Origin of the sequence: Thermomonas sp. XSG, from assembly GCF_014678725.1 — a bacterium.
Lineage (GTDB): Bacteria > Pseudomonadota > Gammaproteobacteria > Xanthomonadales > Xanthomonadaceae > Thermomonas.
Genome location: NZ_CP061497.1, coordinates 1,824,551 through 1,841,047 on the forward strand (window position 1 = coordinate 1,824,551; position 16,497 = coordinate 1,841,047).

The window sequence follows — 16,497 nt, forward strand, 5'->3', positions numbered from 1 at the left end:
TAATCGCCGCCCTGTCCCCGTTCCCGCCGGATGCAAATGCCGTGGTCAAACCGCTGCCGCGCCTGAAGCTGCAAGGCTTCAACAACCTCACCAAGTCGCTCAGCTTCAACATCTACGACGTCTGCTATGCGGCGTCGGAAGACGAGCGCAGGCGCTACATCGAGTACATCGACGAGGAATACAACGCCGACCGCCTCACCCAGATCCTCACCGACGTGGCGGAGATCATCGGCGCGAACATCCTGAACATCGCCCGCCAGGACTACGACCCGCAGGGTGCTTCGGTGACGATCCTGATCTCCGAGCAGCCGGTCATCGACAAGGCCGACGCCAAGGGCGTGATCTCCGACGCGGTGGTCGCGCACCTCGACAAGTCGCACATCACCGTGCACACCTACCCGGAGACGCACCCGGACAACGGCATCGCCACCTTCCGCGCCGACATCGACGTGTCCACCTGCGGCGTGATCTCGCCGCTGAAGGCGCTGAACTACCTGATCGAGTCGCTGGAATCCGACATCGTGGTGATGGACTACCGCGTGCGCGGCTTCACCCGCGACGTGAAGGGCCGCAAGCACTTCATCGACCACAAGATCAATTCGATCCAGGACTACCTGGCCAAGAACATCCGCGCGCGCTACGAAATGCTCGACGTGAATGTCTACCAGGAGAACATGTTCCACACCAAGATGCACCTGAAGGACTTCGACCTCGACCAGTACCTGTTCGAGGAGAAGGCGCGCAACCTGTCGTTCAAGGAGCGCATGAAGATCGAGGCGCGGCTCAAGCGCGAGATCGAGGAGCTCTACCACGGCCGCAACCTGGTCGACTGAAGCCGATCGGTTTGGCGGGTCTGCAAAAGCCGGCGCAAGCCGGCTTTTGCGTTGCCGGGCCTCAGCCGATGCCGGGCCTTGCGGACAGTCCCAGTGCGCCGGCGACCAGCTGCATCGCCTCCTCGTCGCGCTCGTGGGTGATCCAGCCGGACAGGGTGGCCTCGCCGGTTTCGGCCGTCCACAGGCTGTAGTGGCGTTCGCGCAGCTGGACGAAGGCCGTCTGCAGCACGGCGTCGGTATCGGGCACTGCGTCCGCGTCGTCGTCCAGCCCCCAGTCGATCCGCTGGCGCCAGCGCGAGGCCAGTTCGTCCAGCGCGTCCATCAGGCCCGCCGCGTCGTCCTCGCCGACGTGGAAGCCGGCCTTCCAGTCGATCACGTCGCGTAGCAGTGCCGCCGGATCGGCGTCCCCGCCGGCCTCCTCCAGCGCGGCGCGGAACGCGGCGAACTGCTGCAGCGCCGCGTCCTCGTCGTTCGGATTGACCAGCAGCAGGAACTGCCACGCGACCACGTCCAGCGCGTCGTCGTCGTCCGTTTCGACATGGCGGGGGAAGGCGTGGCCGAAATTGTCGTCGGGATCGTAGTCGTGGCTGGCCATCGCGCCGCTCCTGTCTGCGTTCAGTCTCGCAGCATACGTCGCATCGGCGGGCCCGCGACGGGGTGCCCGTAGAATGGCGCACCCCAAACCGGCCGAGTGGCCCGAGGACGCGCCATGGCCGCCAACGCCACCATCTACAAGGTCGAGCTGCAGGTCACCGACCTCGACCGCCACTACTACGCCAGCCATGCGCTCACGCTGGCCCAGCACCCGTCGGAAACCGAAACCCGGCTGCTGGTGCGGCTGCTGGCCTTCGCACTGCATGCCGACGAGCGCCTGGAGTTCGGGCGCGGGCTCAGCGACGAGGACGAGCCGGCGCTGTGGCGACGCGACTACACCGGCGACATCCAGCAGTGGATCGAGCTCGGCCAGCCGGACGAGAGCCGTCTGCGCAAGGCCAGTGGGCGCGCGGCCCAGGTGGTCGTGGTGGGTTATGGCGGGCAGGCGGCCGAGGCCTGGTGGAAGCGCAATGCGCCTGCGTTGGCGCGCCTGCGCAACCTCACCGTGATGGAGCTGGATGACGCGGCGGTGGAGGCGGCGACCACGTTCCTCGAGCGCGGAATGCGGGTGACCGCGATGATCCAGGATGGCGAGCTGCAGTTGATGGATGCCGCGCGCAGTATTTCGATGCGTCCGCGCATGCGGATGGTGGACGGGCTCGCCCTCCCCGACTGAGTCGGCGGGCGGGCGTGGTTCCGCAACCGCGGGCTCAGAGCCGGTAGGCCGTCGCTTTCATCAGTTTCGATGCGGTTGCCATCAACGTCGGGATTGGCTGCGGCAGCAGGCGCGCGCCGGCTGCCAGCGCGTTGTCCGCATGGCGGGCTTCGTCGTCCTTCATCACCGACAGGATCGCGCGGCTGCGCGCGTCGGCTTCCGGCAGGGTCTGCAGATGTTCGGCAAGGTGCGCCTCGACCTGGCGCTCGGTTTCGACCACGAAGCCCAGATTCCAGCCATCGCCGCGCAGCCCGGCCGCCGCGCCGATCGCCCAGCTGCCGGCGTACCAGAGCGGATTGAGCAGGCTGGGCCGGCTGTCCAACTCGCGCAGGCGGTCGGCGCACCAGGCCAGGTGGTCGGTTTCCTCCTGCGCGGCTTCCAGCAGGTGGGCGCGGGTGGCGGGATTGCGCGCCACCGCGGCCTGGCCGATGTACAGCGCCTGCGCGCAGACTTCGCCGGTATGGTTGATGCGCATCAATCCGGCGGAGTGGCGCCGCTGGTCCGCATCCAGCGGGGCTTCCGGGGCGCCGGCGCCTGGGTTGCGGCGCTCCGCGCGCGGCGCGCCCAGTACGGTGGCGAGGGCGTTCTGGGCGGAATCCAGCAGCCGGTCCAGTGGGCCGAGGTGGCGTAGCGTGTCCATCCGCGCATTCTAGGCCGTGTGCGTACGGGACAGGGATCGACTTGCCTTGCGGCGGGGCGGCATGTATGATTCCGCTTCTTTCGTGCCCGGGCCTGTCCCTTCGGCGCGGAAAACAACGCGAGGCGCCGTTCCTTGAACCGGAACCAGCCCGACCAGGTACCCCTGAAAAAGAGTTCCCAATGAAGACTTTCATCGCCAAGAACGAGACCGTCCAGCGTGACTGGTACGTCGTCGACGCCGAGGGCAAGACCCTGGGCCGTCTGGCCGCAGCACTGGCCTATCGCCTGCGCGGCAAGCACAAGCCCGTTTTCACCCCGCACGTCGACACCGGCGACTATCTGGTCGTGATCAATGCCGACAAGATCGTGGCGACCGGCAACAAGATGCGGGACAAGATGTACCACCGGTTCACCGGCTACATCGGCAACCTGAAGACGGAGTCGCTGGGCCAGGCGCTGGAGCGCCACCCGGAGCGCGTCATCGAAATCGCGGTCAAGGGCATGCTGCCGAAGGGCCCGCTGGGCCGCGCCATGTACCGCAAGCTCAAGGTCTATGCTGGTGCCGAGCACCCGCATGCCGCCCAGCAGCCGCAGCCGCTCGACATCTAAGGTCCGATCATCATGGCTATTTCCCAGAATTACGGCACCGGCCGCCGCAAGTCCTCCACCGCCCGCGTGTTCCTGCGCAAGGGCAGCGGCAACATCACCGTCAACGACCGTCCGCTGGACGAGTTCTTCGGCCGCGAGACCGCGCGCATGATCGTGCGCCAGCCGCTCGAGCTGACCAAGAACACCGAGAGCTTCGACATCGTGGTCACGACCACCGGCGGCGGCATCACCGGCCAGGCCGGCGCGATCCGCCTCGGCATCGCCCGCGCGCTGGTCGAGTACGACGAAACCCTGAAGACCGAGCTGCGCAAGGCCGGCTTCATGACCCGTGACGCCCGCGAAGTCGAGCGCAAGAAGGTCGGTCTGCACAAGGCCCGTCGCGCCACCCAGTTCTCCAAGCGCTGATCCTGGCGTGCATGGCGCCGGTTCGCCGGCGCCACGGCGTGTTCCACTTCACGCCGAACGCGGTACAATTTGCTCCATAGCCCCGTCGCCAAGCGGTAAGGCACCTGACTCTGACTCAGGCATTCGGTGGTTCGAATCCATCCGGGGCTGCCACATTCGAAGTCGCGATACCAACAGAACCCGCCCGCAAGGCGGGTTTTGTTTTGCCCGTGGAGGCGCGATGCGACAATCGCGTCTCCCGCCCGGAATGCCGCCATGCCTGTCGCCCACTTCGCCCCGCCTGCCGTGCCGCTGCCGTCACTGGACGACGTGCTGCGCGCGCGTGGCTATGTGGTGCTGGGCGCGGCCGACGTGGCGGCGCTGGCCGGCGTTGCACCCGCAGCGCTGCAGGCGCTGGTGCCCAGCTGGGACGACTTGCGCCTCGACGAATACCTGAAGGACGGCGGCCGCTACCGCCGGCGCCGCCATGCCTGCTTCGTGGTCGAAGGCGATGCACTGCGGCAGGTGCCGCACCGCATGCACTGGCAGCCGGTGGAATACAACGCGCTGCACGGTGGCATGGAGCGCTGGTTCGAGCCGGTGGCGCCGGCCACGGTGGCGCAGCCGGCGTGGCCCGCACTGGTGCATGCCTTGGCCCGTGCCTGTTCGCGCCAGCGGCCCGCGGTGGCGCGCTGGCACGTGGAGGCGCACCAGTTCCGCATCGACACCAGCGATGGCCTGGGCCGACCCACGCCGGAAGGCGCGCACCGCGACGGCGTGGATTTCGTGGCGGTGCTGCTGGTGGCGCGGCATGCGATCAAGGGTGGCGAAACCCGCGTGTTCGCCGCCAACGGCCCCGACGGCCAGCGCTTCACCCTGGACGAGCCGTGGTCGCTGTTGCTGATGGACGACGCGCGCGTGATTCACGAGTCCACGCCGATCCAGCCCCTCGACGCCAGTGGCGGCCACCGCGACACCCTGGTGCTGACGTTCCGGGCGAGCGGCTTTCTGGGTGATGCCTGATCGACCGCCGACCCGGCCGGCACTGGCTGGCCTGTTCGATGGCGGGGTTGTCGTTACAATTGCAACTAATGAACTGACGCACGAGGTCACCATGAAGCTGGGTTCTCTCAAGGAAGGTGGGCGCGACGGCACCCTGATCGTGGTGTCGCGGGATCTGGCGCGCGCCGTACGCGCCATCGCCATTGCGCCGACCCTGCAGCGGGCGCTGGAAGACTGGGAGAACGCCGCGCCGCGCCTGAACGCGCTGTACGAGGACCTCAATGCCGGCAACGCAGCCGGCGCGTTCGACCTCGACGTGCAGGCGCTGGCCGCGCCGCTGCCGCGCGCCTACGAATTCGTCGACGGCAGCGCCTACCTGCCGCACGTGGAGCGCGTGCGCCGCGCGCGCGGTGCGGAGGTGCCGGAGAGCTTCTACGTGGATCCGCTGATGTACCAGGCGGTCAGCGCCGGCTTCCTCGGCCCGCGCGACCCGATCAAGGTGGTCAGCGAGGACTACGGCATCGACCTCGAGGCCGAGGTCGTCATCGTTACCGACGACGTGCCGATGGCGGTGACGCCCGGGCAGGCCGCCGGCCACATCCAGCTGGTCGGGATCGTCAACGACGTTTCGCTGCGCAACCTGATCCCGTCGGAACTCGCCAAGGGCTTCGGCTTCCTGCAGTCAAAGCCGCGCAGCGCGCTGGGCCCGGTGTTCGTGACCCCGGACGAACTGGGCGAGGCCTGGCAGGACAACAAGCTGCACCTGCCGATGCTCACCCATGTCAACGGTGAGTGGTTCGGTGCGCCGGAAGCCGGCGTGGACATGCAGTTCGACTTCGCCCAGCTGGTCGCGCACGCGGCGAAGACGCGGCCACTGTCGGCTGGCACCATCGTGGGTTCCGGCACGGTGGCGAACGAGGACACCGCGCTGGGCGCGTCCTGTTTCGCCGAGCGGCGCACCGTCGAAACCCTGCGCGACGGCAAACCCAGCACGCCGTTCATGTCGTTTGGTGACACCGTCCGCATCGAGGTGCTGGATCGCGAAGGCGGCAGCATCTTCGGCGCCATCGAGCAGCGCATCGAGCCCCAGCCGCTGCCCTGAGGTGCGTATGGGCGGACGGCCGAAGTGGCGGCACCAGCGGTCTTGCACCGCGCTGCCGCCGCGCTAAGGTGTCGGGCATGAGTGAGCCGCTGCAGCTGTATTCCTACTGGCGTTCCAGTGCCGCCTACCGGGTGCGCATCGGCCTGAACCTCAAGGGCCTGCCCTACGAGATCGTGCCGGTGCATCTGGTGCAGGACGGCGGCCAGCAGCATTCAGAGGCTTACCGCGCGATCAACCCGCAGGAACTGGTGCCGACGCTGGGCCATGGCCAGCGCCGGCTGGGCCAGTCGCTGGCGATCCTGGAGTACCTGGACGAAGTCTGGCCCGACCGGCCGCTGCTGCCGGCCACCGCGCGCGCGCGCCAACGTGTTCGCGCGCTGTCGCTGCTGGTGGCCTGCGACGTGCATCCGCTCAACAACCTGCGCGTGCTGCAGTATTTCGAGCGCGAGTGGAACGTGCCGCAGCCCGAGCGCGATGCGTGGGTGAAGCACTGGATCACTGAGGGTTTTACCGCCGCCGAGGCGCTGCTGGCGGAACATCCGTCCACCGGCGATTTCTGCGAAGGCGAAACGCCCACCCTGGCGGACTGCTGCCTGGTGCCGCAGATCTACAACGCGCGCCGTTTCGGCGTGGACATGGCGGTTTATCCCACGCTCGCCCGGATCGAGGCTTCCTGCCTGGCGCTGCCGGCGTTCGACGCGGCGCGACCGGAAAACCAGCCGGACGCACCCGTCACAAGATAACGGGCCGGGGGCGTGCCCCTTGGCTCAGTGCGTTGCGAACACGTCCGCGTAGGGGTCGTGTTCGCCGCTGGCGCCCTCGGACAATCGGAACTTGAGGGCCAAGCCGTCGCGGGAGTCGGCCGCCTTCAGCGCCTCCTCCAGTTCGATCCGGCCGTCCTTGTGCAGGCGGAACAGACACTGGTCGAAGCTCTGCATGCCATCCTGCAGCGACTCCTCCATCGCGGCCTTGATCTCGTGGACCTGCCCGCGCCGCAGCAGGTCGCGGATCAGCGGTGTATTGATCAGCACCTCGGTCGCCGGCATGCGGCGGCCGTCCACGCCCAGCACCAGGCGCTGGCTGACGATCGCCTTCATGTTCAACGCCAGGTTCATCAACACGTTCTTGTGCGCACCCTCGGGGAAGAAGTTGAGGATGCGTTCGATGGTCTGGTCGGCGTTGTTGGAGTGCAGCGTGGCCAGGCAGATATGGCCGGTCTCGGCGAACGCGATCGCCGCTTCCATCGTCTCGGCGTCGCGGATCTCGCCGATCAGGATCACGTCCGGCGCTTCGCGCATCGCGTTCTTCAGGGCGGCGTGGAAGCTGTGCGTGTCGAGCCCGACCTCGCGCTGGTTGACCACCGAGAGCTTGTGGCGGTGCAGGTACTCGATCGGGTCCTCGATGGTAAGGATGTGGCCGGTGCTGGTGCTGTTGCGATGGTCGATCATCGATGCCAGCGTGGTGGACTTGCCGGAGCCGGTGGAACCCACGATCAGCACCAGCCCGCGCGGCGCCATGATGATGTCCTTGAGCACCGTCGGCAGCTGCAGTTCCTCGATGCTGGGGATGATGCTGCGGATGGCGCGGATCACCATGCCCACTTCGCCGCGCTGCTGGAACACGTTGACGCGGAAGCGGCCGCAGCCGGGCACCGAGATCGCCATGTTGAGTTCCTTCTCGCGCTCGAACTCGGCGATCTGGGCGGCGTCCATCAGGCCATAGGCGATGTCGCGGCATTCGCCGGCGGTGAGCGGGTTGTCGCTCATCGGCTGCAGCATGCCCTCGATCTTGATGTTCACAGGCGCGCCGGTGGACAGGAACATGTCCGAGGCGTCCTTCTCCGCCATCAGCTTGAAGTAATGGCTGATATCCATGAGGCTCCCTTGCTGCGCGTCGGCCGGGGTTTGCATCGCCGGCGATGGCTTCCCACAATGGCCGCGACGTAACAACGAGCCGCGACCTCCCATGCGCCAAAGCTTCGCACACTTCCGCATCGCGCTGTATGCCCCGATCCTTGCCGGCACGCTGCTTGCCAGCGGCTGCGCCAGCCTGCCTCCGCCCACTGCCGAGCTGGATGCCGCGCGGCAGGCGGTGCTGCGCGCCGAGTCGGTCGATGCCGACCAATACGCGGCGGAGGCCCTGCAGGCGTCCCGCGCCAGCCTGCAGCGCGCGCAGGACGCGATGGCCCGCGGCCGCGATGACGAGGCGCGCGCCGCGGCGCTGGCGGCCACGGCCGAAGCCGACCAGGCTCGGGTGCGCAGCAACGCTGCGCGGACCCGGGCGGAGCTGCTGCAGAAGCGGGCGGAAATCGCCGAACTGCGTGCGCGCCTGCAGATCGGGGACGTGCCGCCGGCCGATGACCCGTTGGATCTGCCGGTGCCCGCCGGCAGCGTCGAACAGCGCGCACAAGCGCTCGACGCCGATCCGCGGCTGGGGTCGTTCGCCCAGTACGAGCGCCTGCAGGCGCGACAGGCGCTGGCGGCACTGGCCACGGTGCCGCGCCGCGATCTGCCGGCTGCGCTGGCACAGGCGGAACGGCGGGTCGGCATTGCCGAACAGGCGGCGCGCATCGAAGCCGCGCAACGCGAGATCGAACGGTTGGAGCGCGAGCGCAGCGAGCTGCTGATCGAGGCAAGCCGCCGCGACGCCGAAACCGCGCGCGCGGAAGCGGAGCGCATGCGCCTGCAAGCCCAGCTGCAGGCGGAGGAAGCAGCGCGCCTGCGCGCGCAGGCGGAGCAGGTCGAGGCGGTGCTGGGCGGTGCCCAGGCCGCGCAGCAGGACAAGCTGGACGCCGCCCGCGAAAAAGAGGCGGCGCTGGCACGCAAGGAAGCCGAACTGGTCGCTGGCGCCAAGCTGCCGTCGCTGCGTCATGACGCGCGCGGCGAGGTCTTCACCCTGGCCGGCGATGCCTTCGCGTCCGGGCAGGCCAAGCTGACCAGTTCCGCCGCCGCCAGCGTCAAGGCGTTGGGGATCTACCTCGCGGCGTTGCCGGGCGGCGCGGTGCAGGTGATCGGGCACACCGACAGCCAGGGCGACGCGGCGGCCAACCGGACGCTGTCCGAGCAGCGCGCCCAGCAGGTGCGTGCCAGCCTGGTGGCCGCCGGACTGGCGCGCGACCGGGTCAGTGCACAGGGCCGTGGCGCCGCAGAGCCGGTGGCCGACAACGGCAGTGCCGCGGGGCGGGCGAAGAACCGTCGCGTGGACATTGTTGTCGCTACGAAACCCTGAAAAAACAACAGCTTGCTTGTGATTCAGACGGTCCGGGCACGGCCGGCGCGGACACTTGCCAAGCCGTTCCGGCAGGCGTAGGGTCGGATACCCGGACGACCCGAATTTCAACGGGTCGTCCGGCCGGAGGCCGGCCTGTGCATGACCCGTTCGACAACCCGGAGATCGCCGCCGCAAGCCACCAGCGCGGCGGAGGCGGGTGGGTGGTGAATGCCCGTCCCGTTCCGGCCGCTCCCGTGATTCCGCAACGCCCTGTGCCTGCCGGCCGGGGCGTTTCCGTTTGCGGCCCCGCCATTCGCACCGGCATCGCGCAGCGCATGCCTGCCAGCTCCGCAGCCCGGCCCGCCGCCGGCTGCGTTTCACCCGGTGGCGCAAGCCGCCGTTCCCCCCGCGCCACCGGGCTGCCAGCCGGGTGGCGCATTGCCGATCAGGAGGCTTTCATGTTCGAAGCGCAACCCCAGGCTGAGATCGAAGCGATGATGAAGGCGAACAGCGAGTTCAGGCAGCTGTACTTCCGCCACCGGGAACTCGACAAGCAGGTCCTCGATGCCGAGCTCGGCGTGCTGCCCATCGATGACGCCACGCTGGGCCAGATGAAGCGCGAGAAGCTGGCCGCGAAGCAACGCCTGCTGCAGATGTACGAACGCGCCAACTGAAGGCGCGCGAACGACCCCGTGACGGGCGTTCGCGACGCGGGATGGCGGCGGCCGTGTTCCGCTGCCGCCGTCCCGCCATAGGCCATCCGGGATGGCCCGACGCGGCAGCGCCGCAACCACCCACCGCTTGCAAGGCGGGGTCAATGGCGTTGCCCCGGATGCTACCCTTTGCGCGTAGTTTCCCGGGCGCAGCGATGAACGACGCAATTTCCCACTGGACCGCGCAGCGCAAGGCGGCGCTGGTGCTGGATCTCCTGCAGGGTGGAACCACCGTGGCGGGTGCCGCTGCGCACTTCCAGCTGCCGCCGGAGCGGATCCAGGCCTGGCTCGAGGCCGGCCGGCAGGGCATCGTGCAGGCGTTGCAGGCCACGAGCGAGCCAGCCGACACCACGTACGGCGACCTGCGCGATCTCATCCCCCGACCCTTCGCCGACCACGGCACCGTGACGGTCGCGCCGGACGAGTTGCTGAGCACCGCCTGGCAGCGGATGCGCGCGCATGACGTCAGCCAGCTGCCGGTGATGGAGGGCGAGCACATCGTCGGCATGCTGGACGAATCCGACGTGCTGCTGCATGTCTATGGCGATGAAGCCCGCTTCACCGATCCGGTGTCGGCGGCGATGGTCAGCAGGCTGGACAAGGTCGACGTGCGCGCGCCTGTGGAAGCGCTGCTTCCGGTGTTCGACCGCGGACACGTCGCCATCGTGATGGACGCGGGCCGTTTCCTGGGCCTGATCACCCGAATCGACCTGCTGAACCACCTGCGGCGGCGGGTGGGGTGAAGCGTCAGCCAGCCAGAAACGAAAAAGGGGCTTGCGCCCCTTTTTCACTTCCTTCCGGGCAAGCAGCCTGGCAGTTTATTCCTTGACCTCGTCGAACGTCGTACAGGCGATCTTGACCTGCTCCCTGCCTGCCTCTGCTAGGGTCTTCCAATAAAACGGGCAAGCGAGCAGGTTCTGCGACGCAGCTGTCTTGGCCGAAGTCACATTGATGGTCAGCTGGACCTCGCCGACGATCGCGTCCAGCTTTGCCTTGTCAATGACATCGTCCTCGAAGACCACCTTGCCGGCGCCATCAAGCGTCTGCGTATTCTCGCCGAGCTTGATCATGCCGGATACCGGGTCAGCCATCTTCTGTGCCTGCTCCGAGGCGCGAGGGTCTCCGGCATAGGTGGCGGTCACCAGGACCTTCTCCCCCTTGGACTTCAGCAGCGTCTCCGCCTGCGGCGAAAGCGTGATCTCTGCGTAGACAGGGGCGATGGTGGCCTTGGGCACAAGCTTTTCTGCTTCGGCTTCGGAGGCCGCGGCGGGCGCAACCCGTTCGGTTGCCGCTACCGGTTCCGCCTCCTCGCGACGGGCACAGCCGGTAAAGGCAATGGTGGCGAGCAGGGCGAGGGTGAGGATTTTCTTATTCATCTTGGAAGATCAAGGGCGGGTGGTGGGGGAAGGCGGCAACTTCGCAGGGGCTGCCTGCGGTTGTCGCGGATACTGCTGGAGGTCAAGTAACTCGGCCTGATCCACAATAGCGCGGCTGACAGCCGAGGCGTGCTCGTCGTTTTCGATAATGTAGGGCACGATCAGTACAATCAGTTCCGTCTTGTTCTTCTTGCGGCTCTTGCTTTTGAACAGGTTGCCAAGGACCGGCACGTCCTTGACCAGCGGAATGCCGGAGTCGCTGTCAGTCTGGCGTGAAGACATCAGTCCGCCCAGTACCACCGAGCCGCCGTCGCGCAGGCTCAGCGACGTGGTCACAGAGCGGTTGAAGATTGAAGGCGAATTTGCGGTGGCGTTATCGCCCAGCGGCATCGCCTCGCTGACTTCCTGGGTAATGTCCAGATCGATCCGGTCATCCGAATAGACGGTCGGCTTGATCTGCAGGATCACGCCAGTCTTGCGGTATTGGATGGATTGCAGCAGGTTGGTGTTCCCATCGCTCTGCTGATTTGAAGTTGTGGACATCGTCACGGTGGGAACTTCGGTGCCGACGTCGAAGTTGGCTTCGCTGCCGCTCTTCACCAGAAGGCGCGGAGTAGACAGGATGCTGACCCGGTTGTCGTCCGCGAACGCGGTGAGCGCCGCTCGGTTCTGCCCAGCCACGTCCAGCAGGTAGGTGAGCCCGTTGCTGGCCGCTGCTCCGGCTGCCGTGCCTCCCGAGCCCTTGCCCATCCAGGTGCTGCCATCGAAGCGCCCGAACCCGTTCTTGGCGAACCAGCTCAGGCCAAAGGAGTTGTCATCATTCAGGGTGACCTCGGCAATGGTCACCTCCACCATTACCTGGCGGGGTGCCTTGTCCATCTGCCGGATCAGCGAGAGCATCCGCTCCCACTGGGCGGGATCGCCCTGGTAAATCAATGCATTGCGGGGTTCGTCCACCTGCAGGGAGCCGTTGGTCAGGCTTGAGCCGCCGGAGCCAGAGTTTGCCGGTGGGGCAGCGCCAGAATTTGCCCCGGGGCGCGCCGCACTGGAAGCAGCGGCCGTGGGAGCGCCGATGTTCCCGCCTGAAAGTACGCTGGCGATATCGGCAGCCTTGGTGTTCTTGACTTGATAGTAGAACAGCGATTGCGAGCCTGCTTGCTTGCTTGGCTTGTCCAATTCGCGTGCCCAGGAAACCGCGTAATTCAAAGCTTCCTGCGTATTGGCGAAGATCAGAACGGAATTGGCGACGGTGATCGGCAGGACGATCACGCTGGAGGGCGAGCCTACGGTGCGGTTGGCGCCGTAGCCCTGCACGTTCATGACATCCACGAGCCGGTCGGCCAGCTGGTCGGCGCTCATGAAGGCCGGTTCCAGCCGGGTGCTTACCCGTCCGCGCATCAGCGGGCGGTCGAATACACGCAGTGCGTCAACGGCCTGTCGCACCATGGTCGGCTTGCCGCTGATGATGATGGAGTTGCGGCCACTTTCTTCCAGTACCTTGATGTCCTGACCGAACAGGGTGGAGAGCCAGCGCGCGGCGTCGCCACTGCGCACCACGTCCAGCTCAATCAACTGGAATACCGGGCGGTGCGACATCGGAACCTGCGGAAGGGCTCGGCCGCTGATGATCAAGGGTGGCACCAGCGAAGAATCCTTCGGGGCGATGGCGAGCTTGACCAGTTTGCCCTCTACGCTCACCGCCACGCCGTATTCGGCAAGCAGCTGTCGCGATAGCAGGAAAAGATCACGCGGTTGCTGGCGCGTTTCGGTACGCAGGGTGACCAGCTCTTGGAGCTTCGCCACTTCCGGCGACATCGTCATGTTCAGGCCGAGCATGTTGCCGAATACTTCGTTGGCGAAGACCGGTACCGGTACATTTTGGACATTGACGCTTACCGGACCGGCCGACATCGGCGGCAGTTCATCCCTGATGTGGGTGCCCGCTGTGATGGGCCCGCTGCCGTCCACACTCGGTGTTGGCGTCTGGGTGAGGCGTTGTGGCCCCTCGCTGGCGCGATTGAGCTCCTGCTCGCTGTTGGTCTGCGGTTTCTCAGGCAGTTGCAGCGCCCCCGGCACCTGCAGCGGTGGCGTACTGCTGCAGCCTGCCAGCAGCACTGCGCCGAACGCAGCAAAGGCAATTAGGGTGCGGTGTCGGAAAATCATTGAATTGTTCCTTGGACAGGTGCTTCCGGCGCTTCGCAACCGGCGGATTTTTCGACGGCCTCGGGCAGGTACGGCTGATAGGTCATAAGGCAGCTGTCATGCTTGGTGGTCGCAAGATCGCCTCGCACTGACTGCAGCACACTGCCGTCCGGCAAGGCTTCGCCAATTGCGATGCGCTTGACGTCATCGGGTTTGCTGGGGGTGACGATAAGAATGGCGATGACGCCACCCTTGTCGACAATTCCGGTCAGGCGCCACGCGCCGCGCTCGCCTGCACCAGCGCTCTGGCTGCCCTTCCAGCGCATGCCATTTGTCACCGCGGCCATGTCCTGGGGGCTATGGCGCAGAAGATCTTTGGTGGTGGGTAGGCTCCATGACGTCGTGTCCGCCTTGACTTTGGGAAGAGGCGGCGGCGGCCACGCGGCGCCGGCGGCTATCCCGACCGTCAAGGCGGCGATGAGGATCAGGCTGCGGCGGTGGGCGATCACGGAGTGGTACCTGCAGCGATGCGGTAGTAGGCATTGACCGTCAGATGCAGCGTGCTGCTACTGTCGCTCTGTAGCGCTACGGTTTCCACCACGACAAGATTGGGCGCGCTTTCGATCTGGCGTATCAGCGCCAGTGCCTGCCTTGGGTTGAGGGCGCCATTCAGCGCGGCATTGACCCGCAGTACATCGGGCATGTTCTCGAGCGGGGCGGAGCGATTCAGGCGAATAACGACGTTCTGGGTGTCGAAATTTGCGGTGATGTTGCGCAGCCAGTTCTGCAGGGAGGCCTGCGCCATGCCCGGCGTCGCGACCTGCGGCAGCTGGGCCTTGAGCGAATCACAAAGTTGCCGCGCACTCTTTTCCCGTGTGAGCCATACGTCCTGTCCCTTGAGCGCGAGGATCCTGCGCAGGGCTTGTTCGGACTCGATGCTGGCTTTCTGCCGTTCGACACGCCAAGCGTCCAGCGTCTGCAGCGCAAGTGCCGCAAGCAGCAGAGCAATCGCCAGTCCCGCCCAGCGCAGCCAGGGGGCGGCGTCCACCTGCCCCTTCAGGCTCTGCAAGGTCGCGTCTAGCGCCTTCATGGAGTCGCCTGCTCGGGCACGCCGGGAGCCGCGACGATGCTCGCTTTCACGATCAATTCGTTTTCGTCGCCGAGTTCGGTGGTGACGTTCTTGAACATCGGTGACTCTTCCCAAGCCGATACCAGTTGCTCCGGATTGCTGCCGGGCGCAACCAAACCAATTTCGACCGTGTCTGGCGTCGGTTGGTTCCATCGCTGGACCTGCCAGTCCGCACTCGGCATGAGCCGGGCGACTTCGGCCATCAGTGAAGTGGTCGGGCGCAGCCCATGGAGCGATAGCAGGCTTGCGATTTCCTCGCTTGCCCGGTCAGTGGCATCGCGCGCATCCAGAATGCGCTGGAGCGGTGCATCCAGGCGCGTTGCGGCTGACTGCGCGCGCCAGATATCCGCCTGCGCGCGGGCGATGCAGCCAAGTTCTATACCTGCGATCAGCAGAACCAACCCGCCAAGCCCGAGGGCCGCCTTGGGCAGGTACTGATCCAATCCCGACAATTGCAGCGTGCCGCTACTGGTCGCCTGGCGGCTCCATGGGGAGTTGGCCAACGTTACGTCCCGCGCCTCCGGGAGAGGGACAACGTCTCCGACAGCAAGACTGGAGCCTCGAAGAAACTCCCGCCATTGCGCAGGCATCGGCAATCCGGGCCAGTGGCGACTGGCTACCAGCTGGTTGTCCTTCCAGATACGCCCCTCGAACCCTGTGCGGTAATGCAGCAGTTCAACGCTCCGCGCCTGTGGCGTGCCTGCGTACAGTGCCTCTGCGGCGAAACGCTTGCGGCGCCCCGGCTCCCCTGTGGCCAGGGCATCAACGCGCGAGCGCGACCAGTACCAGATCGCCGCTGTTCCGGTCGGACTCCAGGCTACATCGAATTCGGGATCGGGAAACGGCGCAGCACGGCGAACTGCCAGGGTAGCAAAAGCCTGGCGCTGCTTGAGTGGCACCTTGCCCGCATCCAGCGCAATGAACAGACACAGCTCGCGGCCAACGAGGAAAAGCGTGGAATCGCCTTGGCCTCCGCCCAGCGGCTGGTTACCGTCGCTCCCCAGCCGTATCCGGCGAGGTGAAAAGCGGTGTTGGAGGCGTGCCAACCACGGCCTGATCGGGTTCGTTGCCACGTGGGAGGGTGACCTCGTAGTCAATACGCCAGGGAGGTCCGTCGATCTCTAGCGGCGTAAGCGTCCAGTGCAGGAGCCGGCGCGCACCTGAGCGTTCATCCCATAGGATAAGGTTGCCGGAGGGAATTGCAAATAGTGACAGGTTTTCTTCCGGGACCGCACCGATGCCGAAGGTCTCCTGCGCCCGGCGAACGGAAAGAAATGGTGCCGCCCGGCGCAACTCGACCATGCGCTCCGCGGTGCGGCGGGGCAGGCCCGGCAACAGTTGCAGGACGGTAGCAGGAGCGGTGTTGATGTTCATGTCCACGCTGCGGGACAGTGTCAGCATGGATAGCAGCTGTGCGTCGTCCACACCTGCAAGCATTTCCCGCCACCCGGGGATCCGGCGTAGCTCCAGCGGCGTGGCCAGAGTCCGGTTGCTTGGTGGAGGCAGATTTTCCCTGCGGTACTGGTCTTTCTCCGCCCCGTTCAGACGGTGCAGGTCGTCGGGGTCCTGGTAGTCCAACCGCTTGGCATCGAGGCCGTCCCATTCGGTTTCCCGCACGTTAAGAGAGTCATAGAGCGCATAGCGCAGAGCGGGCCCGGCCCAATTGGCGCTCAGCAGGCCGCGGTCGTCCTGCAGGGCGAAGCGGGCGGTCTCCAAGCCTTGATACTCGGTGCCGTCGAGACGGATTTCATTGCCAACCGGGAGGACAGTCAGTCCGTCAGGGTCCTCGGCCATTTGGGCGGTGGACGCGGAGGCATCGGATTCGTTGACGGTCAATCCGGCAAGCGTTTGGCGCTGCGTGGCCAGCATGAACAGCAGCGTCTCGCGGGTGCCGGTCATGGCCAGCTCCCCCTCGAAGCGATCGGCGTCCTCCTGCGCGGCGCGGATCGCGCGTTCTGCCGAGGTGGCGACCGCGGTGGCCAGCAGCGTCAGCACTACCAGTGTCGCCAATACGATCACCAGCACGAAGCCACCCGCGTTGCCGCGGCC

At 66.4% G+C, this 16,497-nt stretch carries 18 protein-coding genes, 1 tRNA gene and 1 pseudogene; 11 read left to right on the forward strand and 9 right to left on the reverse strand.

The genetic code is table 11. From position 1 onward, the window contains the following. The first annotated feature begins 41 nt into the window (after nucleotides 1-41). A complete protein-coding gene (speD, locus tag ICG51_RS08585) occupies nucleotides 42-833 on the forward strand; it encodes an adenosylmethionine decarboxylase (RefSeq protein WP_190279976.1) in 792 nt (263 codons plus the stop codon). 61 nt (nucleotides 834-894) lie between these two features. Here the strand turns inward: speD and ICG51_RS08590 are convergent, their stop codons facing one another. Then, the gene (locus ICG51_RS08590) at nucleotides 895-1,428 is read right to left on the reverse strand and encodes a hypothetical protein (protein ID WP_223809409.1); all 534 of its coding nucleotides are present in this window, start codon (nucleotides 1,426-1,428) and stop codon (nucleotides 895-897) included. A 114-nt stretch (nucleotides 1,429-1,542) separates the two neighbouring features. Between ICG51_RS08590 and ICG51_RS08595 the strand changes: the two genes are divergently transcribed. After that, nucleotides 1,543-2,103 carry a YaeQ family protein gene (locus ICG51_RS08595; RefSeq protein ID WP_190279977.1) on the forward strand — a complete coding sequence of 187 codons (561 nt, stop codon included), beginning with the start codon at nucleotides 1,543-1,545 and terminating at the stop codon, nucleotides 2,101-2,103. 34 nt (nucleotides 2,104-2,137) lie between these two features. On the opposite strand, the gene coq7 is transcribed toward ICG51_RS08595, so the two are convergent. Further along, nucleotides 2,138-2,782 (reverse strand): 2-polyprenyl-3-methyl-6-methoxy-1,4-benzoquinone monooxygenase, encoded by a 645-nt coding sequence (coq7, locus tag ICG51_RS08600; RefSeq protein WP_190279978.1) that lies wholly within the window; start codon nucleotides 2,780-2,782, stop codon nucleotides 2,138-2,140. 179 nt (nucleotides 2,783-2,961) lie between these two features. Between coq7 and rplM the strand changes: the two genes are divergently transcribed. From rplM to maiA, 6 genes are all read left to right on the forward strand, one after another. Next, nucleotides 2,962-3,390 (forward strand): 50S ribosomal protein L13, encoded by a 429-nt coding sequence (rplM, locus tag ICG51_RS08605; protein ID WP_190279979.1) that lies wholly within the window; start codon nucleotides 2,962-2,964, stop codon nucleotides 3,388-3,390. Nucleotides 3,391-3,402: 12 nt separating this feature from the next. Beyond that, the gene (rpsI, locus tag ICG51_RS08610; protein WP_190279980.1) at nucleotides 3,403-3,795 is read left to right on the forward strand and encodes a 30S ribosomal protein S9; all 393 of its coding nucleotides are present in this window, start codon (nucleotides 3,403-3,405) and stop codon (nucleotides 3,793-3,795) included. A 78-nt stretch (nucleotides 3,796-3,873) separates the two neighbouring features. Further along, nucleotides 3,874-3,948: transfer RNA gene (locus tag ICG51_RS08615), tRNA-Gln, on the forward strand. A gap of 102 nt (nucleotides 3,949-4,050) precedes the next feature. Continuing rightward, nucleotides 4,051-4,797, forward strand: coding sequence for a 2OG-Fe dioxygenase family protein (locus tag ICG51_RS08620; RefSeq protein ID WP_190279981.1), 747 nt, complete (start codon nucleotides 4,051-4,053; stop codon nucleotides 4,795-4,797). 91 nt (nucleotides 4,798-4,888) lie between these two features. Continuing rightward, entirely contained in the window at nucleotides 4,889-5,878 is a 990-nt protein-coding gene (locus tag ICG51_RS08625) for a fumarylacetoacetate hydrolase family protein (protein WP_190279982.1), read from the forward strand. Between the two features lie 77 nt (nucleotides 5,879-5,955). Then, the gene (maiA, locus tag ICG51_RS08630) at nucleotides 5,956-6,621 is read left to right on the forward strand and encodes a maleylacetoacetate isomerase (protein WP_190279983.1); all 666 of its coding nucleotides are present in this window, start codon (nucleotides 5,956-5,958) and stop codon (nucleotides 6,619-6,621) included. A 24-nt stretch (nucleotides 6,622-6,645) separates the two neighbouring features. Here the strand turns inward: maiA and ICG51_RS08635 are convergent, their stop codons facing one another. Beyond that, on the reverse strand, nucleotides 6,646-7,752 hold the full coding sequence (locus ICG51_RS08635; RefSeq protein WP_190279984.1) for a PilT/PilU family type 4a pilus ATPase: 1,107 nt from the start codon (nucleotides 7,750-7,752) through the stop codon (nucleotides 6,646-6,648). 91 nt (nucleotides 7,753-7,843) lie between these two features. On the opposite strand from ICG51_RS08635, the gene ICG51_RS08640 reads away from it, so the two are divergent. The 3 genes and pseudogenes from ICG51_RS08640 to ICG51_RS14370 all read left to right on the forward strand — a co-directional run. Next, nucleotides 7,844-9,106: an OmpA family protein gene (locus tag ICG51_RS08640; protein WP_190279985.1), complete on the forward strand. Its 1,263-nt coding sequence runs from the start codon at nucleotides 7,844-7,846 to the stop codon at nucleotides 9,104-9,106. 440 nt (nucleotides 9,107-9,546) lie between these two features. Beyond that, nucleotides 9,547-9,762, forward strand: coding sequence for a YdcH family protein (locus ICG51_RS08645; protein WP_190279986.1), 216 nt, complete (start codon nucleotides 9,547-9,549; stop codon nucleotides 9,760-9,762). A 392-nt stretch (nucleotides 9,763-10,154) separates the two neighbouring features. Then, nucleotides 10,155-10,544, forward strand: a pseudogene (locus tag ICG51_RS14370) (CBS domain-containing protein); the annotation flags it as partial. A 75-nt stretch (nucleotides 10,545-10,619) separates the two neighbouring features. On the opposite strand, the gene ICG51_RS08655 reads toward ICG51_RS14370, so the two are convergent. From ICG51_RS08655 to ICG51_RS08680, 6 genes are read right to left on the reverse strand one after another with little or no spacing between them, the layout of a single operon-like run. Then, nucleotides 10,620-11,177, reverse strand: coding sequence for a hypothetical protein (locus ICG51_RS08655; protein WP_190279988.1), 558 nt, complete (start codon nucleotides 11,175-11,177; stop codon nucleotides 10,620-10,622). 9 nt (nucleotides 11,178-11,186) lie between these two features. Beyond that, nucleotides 11,187-13,340: a secretin N-terminal domain-containing protein gene (locus ICG51_RS08660; protein ID WP_190279989.1), complete on the reverse strand. Its 2,154-nt coding sequence runs from the start codon at nucleotides 13,338-13,340 to the stop codon at nucleotides 11,187-11,189. Next, nucleotides 13,337-13,828, reverse strand: coding sequence for a hypothetical protein (locus ICG51_RS08665; RefSeq protein ID WP_190279990.1), 492 nt, complete (start codon nucleotides 13,826-13,828; stop codon nucleotides 13,337-13,339). Before ICG51_RS08665 ends, ICG51_RS08660 begins: the two co-directional genes overlap by 4 nt. Further along, the gene (locus ICG51_RS08670; protein ID WP_190279991.1) at nucleotides 13,825-14,409 is read right to left on the reverse strand and encodes a hypothetical protein; all 585 of its coding nucleotides are present in this window, start codon (nucleotides 14,407-14,409) and stop codon (nucleotides 13,825-13,827) included. Before ICG51_RS08670 ends, ICG51_RS08665 begins: the two co-directional genes overlap by 4 nt. Then, nucleotides 14,406-15,494: a hypothetical protein gene (locus tag ICG51_RS08675; RefSeq protein WP_190279992.1), complete on the reverse strand. Its 1,089-nt coding sequence runs from the start codon at nucleotides 15,492-15,494 to the stop codon at nucleotides 14,406-14,408. Before ICG51_RS08675 ends, ICG51_RS08670 begins: the two co-directional genes overlap by 4 nt. Beyond that, nucleotides 15,436-16,473, reverse strand: a complete 1,038-nt coding sequence (locus tag ICG51_RS08680; protein ID WP_190279993.1) for a type II secretion system protein GspK — start codon at nucleotides 16,471-16,473, stop codon at nucleotides 15,436-15,438. The genes ICG51_RS08675 and ICG51_RS08680 overlap by 59 nt, the downstream gene beginning before the upstream one ends. Between the last annotated feature and the right edge of the window lie 24 nt (nucleotides 16,474-16,497).

Coding starts and splice junctions, on each gene's coding strand:
- ICG51_RS08590 (WP_223809409.1), bottom strand. CDS start 1,428: ATGGCCAGCCACGACTACGATCCCGACGACAATTTCGGCCACGCCTTC.
- ICG51_RS08595 (WP_190279977.1), top strand. CDS start 1,543: ATGGCCGCCAACGCCACCATCTACAAGGTCGAGCTGCAGGTCACCGAC.
- coq7 (WP_190279978.1), bottom strand. CDS start 2,782: ATGGACACGCTACGCCACCTCGGCCCACTGGACCGGCTGCTGGATTCC.
- rplM (WP_190279979.1), top strand. CDS start 2,962: ATGAAGACTTTCATCGCCAAGAACGAGACCGTCCAGCGTGACTGGTAC.
- rpsI (WP_190279980.1), top strand. CDS start 3,403: ATGGCTATTTCCCAGAATTACGGCACCGGCCGCCGCAAGTCCTCCACC.
- ICG51_RS08620 (WP_190279981.1), top strand. CDS start 4,051: ATGCCTGTCGCCCACTTCGCCCCGCCTGCCGTGCCGCTGCCGTCACTG.
- ICG51_RS08625 (WP_190279982.1), top strand. CDS start 4,889: ATGAAGCTGGGTTCTCTCAAGGAAGGTGGGCGCGACGGCACCCTGATC.
- maiA (WP_190279983.1), top strand. CDS start 5,956: ATGAGTGAGCCGCTGCAGCTGTATTCCTACTGGCGTTCCAGTGCCGCC.
- ICG51_RS08635 (WP_190279984.1), bottom strand. CDS start 7,752: ATGGATATCAGCCATTACTTCAAGCTGATGGCGGAGAAGGACGCCTCG.
- ICG51_RS08640 (WP_190279985.1), top strand. CDS start 7,844: ATGCGCCAAAGCTTCGCACACTTCCGCATCGCGCTGTATGCCCCGATC.
- ICG51_RS08645 (WP_190279986.1), top strand. CDS start 9,547: ATGTTCGAAGCGCAACCCCAGGCTGAGATCGAAGCGATGATGAAGGCG.
- ICG51_RS08655 (WP_190279988.1), bottom strand. CDS start 11,177: ATGAATAAGAAAATCCTCACCCTCGCCCTGCTCGCCACCATTGCCTTT.
- ICG51_RS08660 (WP_190279989.1), bottom strand. CDS start 13,340: ATGATTTTCCGACACCGCACCCTAATTGCCTTTGCTGCGTTCGGCGCA.
- ICG51_RS08670 (WP_190279991.1), bottom strand. CDS start 14,409: ATGAAGGCGCTAGACGCGACCTTGCAGAGCCTGAAGGGGCAGGTGGAC.